A 1,434-nucleotide genomic window follows, 5' to 3' on the forward strand; every position below is an offset into this window, starting at 1 on the left:
GTTTAACTTCTTCATATAAAGAATTCAAATGAAACGTATCACGGTATGTCCTGGTTAATTCTTTTCCTTCTGTACGTGCAGAAACTTCTCCGAAATAATACCTAGAAGAGAACTTTGATATCAGTTCAATCAACTCTTCCACATAATCTCCGTCCTGTTCCCACTGTATCTCACTATATTCAAATGACATACGCAACAACATGATTTTGTAAAAATAATGGAGTAGTAAATTATAGTGATGCGTTCCCATGAATTGGGATAGTGGTCTCGCCAGTTGTTCTCGTGATTTATTTGAAACCGTGATTTGGGCATGATCTGAAGTAACCGTATAAGAATCGGGTGCCCAACGGTCATGCACATGATTTTGTACGTAACGCTCGATATATTCGGCATTTGTACTCGACATGAAGGGACGCCCTTCCGGATTTTTCCCATCCAACTGACCCATTCGAAATAAGTGGTCCCCACTTATCGGATCTTCACCGTCCGTAATGAAAAAACCTGAAGAAAGCATTCGTTCATCTTCAAAGAATGGAAGGCTTCCGAAGTATCCTGCACGTTTATCGTCATGAATGATGTAGGCTTTAAGGGAAGGACACAGGTAGCTAAATACGAATTCATTTGTCGTGTTGAATTCACGATCACCTTTTCGAATTGTAGCCCCTTTTTCTTCATCGAGCTTCGGTTCCAACACTCGAAAATGATTCATATAATCTAGCACTTCACATAATTCTTCTAGTTCTTTATTCATCTCTGTCCGAATGGTTATGAGACCTATACCAAAAGGGCAAATCATGACATCAATACTGTTCACCAAAAAAGAAAACGATGTGTCATGAACATCCATATTGAACGATTCATTGACTTTCTTCGAGAATCGAAGAAATCCTTGTTGATCAGTGCGTTTGGGAAATATTTTTCGTTCAAGAAACGGTAAAAAATATTGATCCAGTTCTTCATGTTTTACTTCGATACCTTCACCATAAAACCCACTCTGTAAGTCTTTTTGATTTAATGAAAAGAAGGTGAAATGGTTTTTTCGTAAATGATCCGCAAGATTTTCCCGCTCTTTTTCATGGAATGAAAATGGAAAAAGAAAAGACATGTAAGCCTGCTTTAAAGTTAGAGGCTGTATTTTGGCAGTTGAATCCATTTTCAAGACCTCCACTATTTTTTCTTTCATATATATATGTTAACATGAAACACGGAAGGAGTGACGTTTATGGGAAGAACCATGATGTTATTTTTGGATCCTAAAGCAAGACAAAATAAAAAATCAAAAAAACAAATTGAAGGCACCTTTCTATTGGTGAAAAATCGTGTCATTGCCAATGATGAAATCGTGGATTATTGTAATGATTGTTTTGAACCGTTGTCCTATCATGATGAATATGATGCTTGTTACTGCGAATCTTGTAATGCATGGAGAGAAGA

Annotated in this window: 2 protein-coding genes; one reads left to right on the forward strand and one right to left on the reverse strand. The window is 37.0% G+C overall.

The annotated features are described in order from the left end of the window. On the reverse strand, nucleotides 1–1,153 hold a 1,153-nt coding region (locus AC1DSB_RS19220), incomplete at its 3' end, for a hypothetical protein (protein WP_477587414.1). Nucleotides 1,154–1,222: 69 nt separating this feature from the next. Here AC1DSB_RS19220 and AC1DSB_RS19225 point away from each other — a divergent pair. Next, on the forward strand, nucleotides 1,223–1,434 hold a 212-nt coding region (locus AC1DSB_RS19225), incomplete at its 3' end, for a hypothetical protein (RefSeq protein WP_477587415.1).

This window comes from Paenisporosarcina sp. P4_E4_2 (genome assembly GCF_056401595.1).